The following is a 3,451-nucleotide window of genomic DNA, read 5'->3' as shown; positions in this document are numbered from 1 at the left end:
CGCTCATGCACAGCGCCCAGTTCACCCGCCCACAACCTGACATCAGCAAGGTCCCCACTCACGAACAGGCCAACGACCAACCTGGCCACCAGTCACCGCAAGCACCGTTGCAGTACTAGGGAGTGTCTTCAAAGTAGCGGCGTCCGCCCGGAGGGCGGGCCTGGCGGTGTCTGGTGCGTGCGCTCGCAAGGCGGAGGAGGGAGTCCCTGCGTGGGGGCACCTCCCGGGGCGAGCGAAGCCGAGCCCTGGGGGAAGCGGCGACCGACGACAACGCCGCGAGCGTGCGTGCCAGACACCGCCAGGCAGGCGGGACTTTGAAGACACGACCTAGCCGGGCGCGGGAGCGCTCAGCTCGCCGAGCGGCGAGGCTGCCCCGGGTATGTGTGCGGCCGTCGCTGGGCGACGGCCCGGCGCTCGGGGGCGCGGCCGCCCGGCGGAGTCCGGATCACGTTGGGGGAGGAAGGCGGTGCGCCGCTCGCGGTCGCGTATCGCCGTGCGCACCCGGCCGCGGGGCGGCGGCGCTGCGGCGCCCACTCCGGCCAGCACGCCGCACAGCAGTGTGACGGCGGCCGTGGCGGCGACGGCCGCGAGGCCGGTGGCCGGCCCGCTGTGCGTCAGGAACAGGCCCACGAGCAGCAGCAGGAGCACCATCGCGTGCATGCGCCAGGCGTTCAGAGTGCGGTACGCCACGTGAGCCCTCCCCCCCTCGTCAACCAACGGCCCTGGGTGCCGCCTTCGACCACACCAACGGCCGCCGCCGACGATCGGTTCCCGGCGACCGGCACGTCACAGAACGGCGAGCCTGCCCACCAGCAACTCCACCCGCCGCTCCGCGTCCCCCGGTGGCAGCCGTCCCGCCCTGGTCAGGGTCGCCAGCCCGTGCAGGGCCGCCCAGAACGTTTCGGTGAACAGCCCCGGGTGGACGCCGTCCCCGGCGACTTCGCCGAGTGTTTCCCACAGGGCGGCGAAGGCGTCCTTCAGCGGCTCGGGGGTGTCCTCCTGCGCGAAGGCGAGGCCGCCGTCGAGCTGGAACATGGCGTCGTAGACCGCCGGGTTGCGCTCGGCGAAGTCGAGATAGGTGCGGGCGAGGGCGGTGACGCGGGCACGCGGTCCGTCCGCGGCCGAGGTCGCGGCCCGCAACGCCGCGGCCATCTCGGTGGCACCCCCGAGGGCGACGGCGCCGATGATCTCGCGCTTGCCCCGGAAATGGCTGTAGAGGACGGGCTGGCTGTACTCGATGCGCTCGGCGAGCCGGCGCGTGGTGACCGCGTCCCAGCCCTGCTGCTCGGCGAGTTCGCGGGCCGTCGCCACGATGAGGCGCTCGCGGCCCGCCCGTTCGCGTTCCTTGCGTTCCTGTACCGACATGAGTCGATCCTAGCACCGCTAGACAAGCGAGCGTCAGTAGTCCTAGTGTTGCCCCATCTTCTAGCGCCGCTAGAAAAATCAGGAGGGGCCAGCATGCTCAACGCACTCGAGATCGTCACCATCGTGGTCGCCGGTCTGATGGTGGGGGTGGAGTTCTCCGTCGCCTTCGTCATCAACCGGATCCTCAACAACCTCCCCCACGACAGCAGCGTGCTCGGCCGCGCCCACGGAGGCCGGATGCTCGGCGCCGTGATGCCGTTCTGGTACATCGGCTCGCTCGCACTGAGCGCCGTGTGGGCCGTCGCCGAATGGGAGGACCACGGCGCGGTCCTCGTCGTCACCGCCGCCGCGCTGCTGCTGGTGAGCGTGATGATGTCGCTTCTGCTGCTCGTCCCGATCAACGACCGGGGCAAGACGTGGACCCCCCAGACCCTGCCCGAGGACTGGAAGGAGCAGAACAGCCGCTGGGACCGCTACCACTACGTCCGCGTCGCCGTCATCATCGCGGCCTTCACCCTGCTGGTCGCCGCCCGCGCCTGAGCCTCCCCCGCTCCCGGCCGGCCGGGACCCGGCGCCGGAGCGCCCTCGCGAAGAGGGCGCTCCGGTGCCCGCTCAGGCCCCCAGCAAGTGGGCCACCGTGTGGATCGCCAGGCCGGCCAGGGAACCGACGACGGTGCCGTTGATGCGGATGAACTGCAAGTCGCGGCCGATGTGGGCCTCGATCTTGCGGGAGGTGTGCTCGGCGTCCCAGCCGGCGACGGTCTCCGAGATGAGCGAGGTGATCTCGTCCCGATAGCTGATCACCAGGTGGACCGCGGCACCCTCGATCCAGCCGTCCACCTTGTCCTGGAGCCGCCCGTCGGACGCGAGGCGCCGCCCCAGCGACAGCAGGGCGCCACGGGCGCGCACCCGCAACTCGCTGCCCTCGTCCTCGGCCGCGGCCACCAGCATCGACCGTACGGCCCCCCACACGGAGGCGATCAGGTCCTGCACCTCGTCGCGGGCCAGCGTCTCGTTCTTGAGCCGTTCGACGCGGGCGCGGGTGTCGGGGTCGGAGCGCAGGTCTGCGGCGAAGTCGGTGAGGAAGCGGTCGACGGCGCCGCGCGCGGGGTGGTCGGGCATGTCCCGCATCTCCGTGACGAAGCGGAGCAGTTCGCGGTAGACGCGCTCGCCGATCTTGCGGTCCACGAACCGCGGCGTCCAGCCGGGCGCCCCGCCGGCGACCGCGTCCATGACGGAGCTGCCGTGCTCGTCCAGCCACTCGGCCGCCCGCGTGCACACCAGGTCGACGACGCGGCGGTGGCCGCCGTCCGCGACGATCTTTTCCAGCATCGTACCGAGCCCCGGAGCCACCTCCTTGGCCGTGGCGCGGCGGGTGATGGCCTCGCTGACGACGGCCTGCACGTCCGCGTCCCGCAGTACGGTGAGCGCGCCGCGCAGCGCCGTGGACAGTTCCGCCGTCACACGGTCCGCGTTCTCCGGCTGGGCGAGCCACGACCCGAACCGGTTGCCGATACCGACGGCGCGCAGCCGGGTGCGGACGACGTCGGCGGACAGGAAGTTCTCGCCGACGAAGTCGCCGAGGCTCAGGCCCAGTTGGTCCTTCTTCGTCGGGATGATGGCGGTGTGCGGGATGGGCAACCCCATCGGGTGACGGAAGAGCGCCGTGACGGCGAACCAGTCGGCGAGCGCGCCGACCATGCCGGCCTCGGCGGCAGCCGCCACGTAGCCGGTCCACGCGCCGGCGCCCGCGTGCCCGGCCCAGGTGGCCAGCGCGAAGACGGCGGCCATCAGCAGCAGTGCGCCCGTGGCGATCGCCTTCATACGGCGCACGCCACGCCGCCGCTCCTCGTCAGCCGCGGTGAACCCCCCGGGGCCGCTCCCGGCGCCCCCTGTTCCGCCCCCGGACCCGCCACCCCGGCCTGCGGACCCGCCCCCGGAGCCGCCGGACCCGCCACCCGAACCCGCGGGCCCGTTCACGGAGCCGCCGGGACCGCCACCCGCGCCCGCAGGTCCGCCTCCAAAGCCCCCGGGGCCGACGAGCCCGCCGCGGGGCCCGCCGCCCGAGCCGTCACCGGGCGGGCGG

4 protein-coding genes are annotated in these 3,451 nt (G+C 73.0%); 1 reads left to right on the top strand and 3 read right to left on the bottom strand.

The window, feature by feature from the left end; genetic code table 11:
- Positions 1 to 327 precede the first annotated feature (327 nt).
- Together DQ392_RS02025 and DQ392_RS02020 are read right to left on the bottom strand one after the other, a co-directional pair.
- The gene (locus tag DQ392_RS02025; RefSeq protein WP_114013720.1) at positions 328 to 660 is read right to left on the bottom strand and encodes a DUF6412 domain-containing protein; all 333 of its coding nucleotides are present in this window, start codon (positions 658 to 660) and stop codon (positions 328 to 330) included.
- Between the two features lie 126 nt (positions 661 to 786).
- A complete protein-coding gene (locus DQ392_RS02020; protein WP_114013719.1) occupies positions 787 to 1,365 on the bottom strand; it encodes a TetR/AcrR family transcriptional regulator in 579 nt (192 codons plus the stop codon).
- A 93-nt stretch (positions 1,366 to 1,458) separates the two neighbouring features.
- On the opposite strand from DQ392_RS02020, the gene DQ392_RS02015 reads away from it, so the two are divergent.
- Positions 1,459 to 1,905, top strand: coding sequence for an anthrone oxygenase family protein (locus DQ392_RS02015; RefSeq protein ID WP_114013718.1), 447 nt, complete (start codon positions 1,459 to 1,461; stop codon positions 1,903 to 1,905).
- Positions 1,906 to 1,977: 72 nt separating this feature from the next.
- On the opposite strand, the gene DQ392_RS02010 is transcribed toward DQ392_RS02015, so the two are convergent.
- Positions 1,978 to 3,345, bottom strand: a complete 1,368-nt coding sequence (locus DQ392_RS02010) for a DUF445 domain-containing protein (protein WP_114013717.1) — start codon at positions 3,343 to 3,345, stop codon at positions 1,978 to 1,980.
- Positions 3,346 to 3,451: the final 106 nt, after the last annotated feature.

The organism is Streptomyces reniochalinae (assembly GCF_003323735.1).
GTDB lineage: Bacteria > Actinomycetota > Actinomycetes > Streptomycetales > Streptomycetaceae > Streptomyces > Streptomyces reniochalinae.
This window is presented reverse-complemented; position numbering and strand designations above follow the sequence as displayed.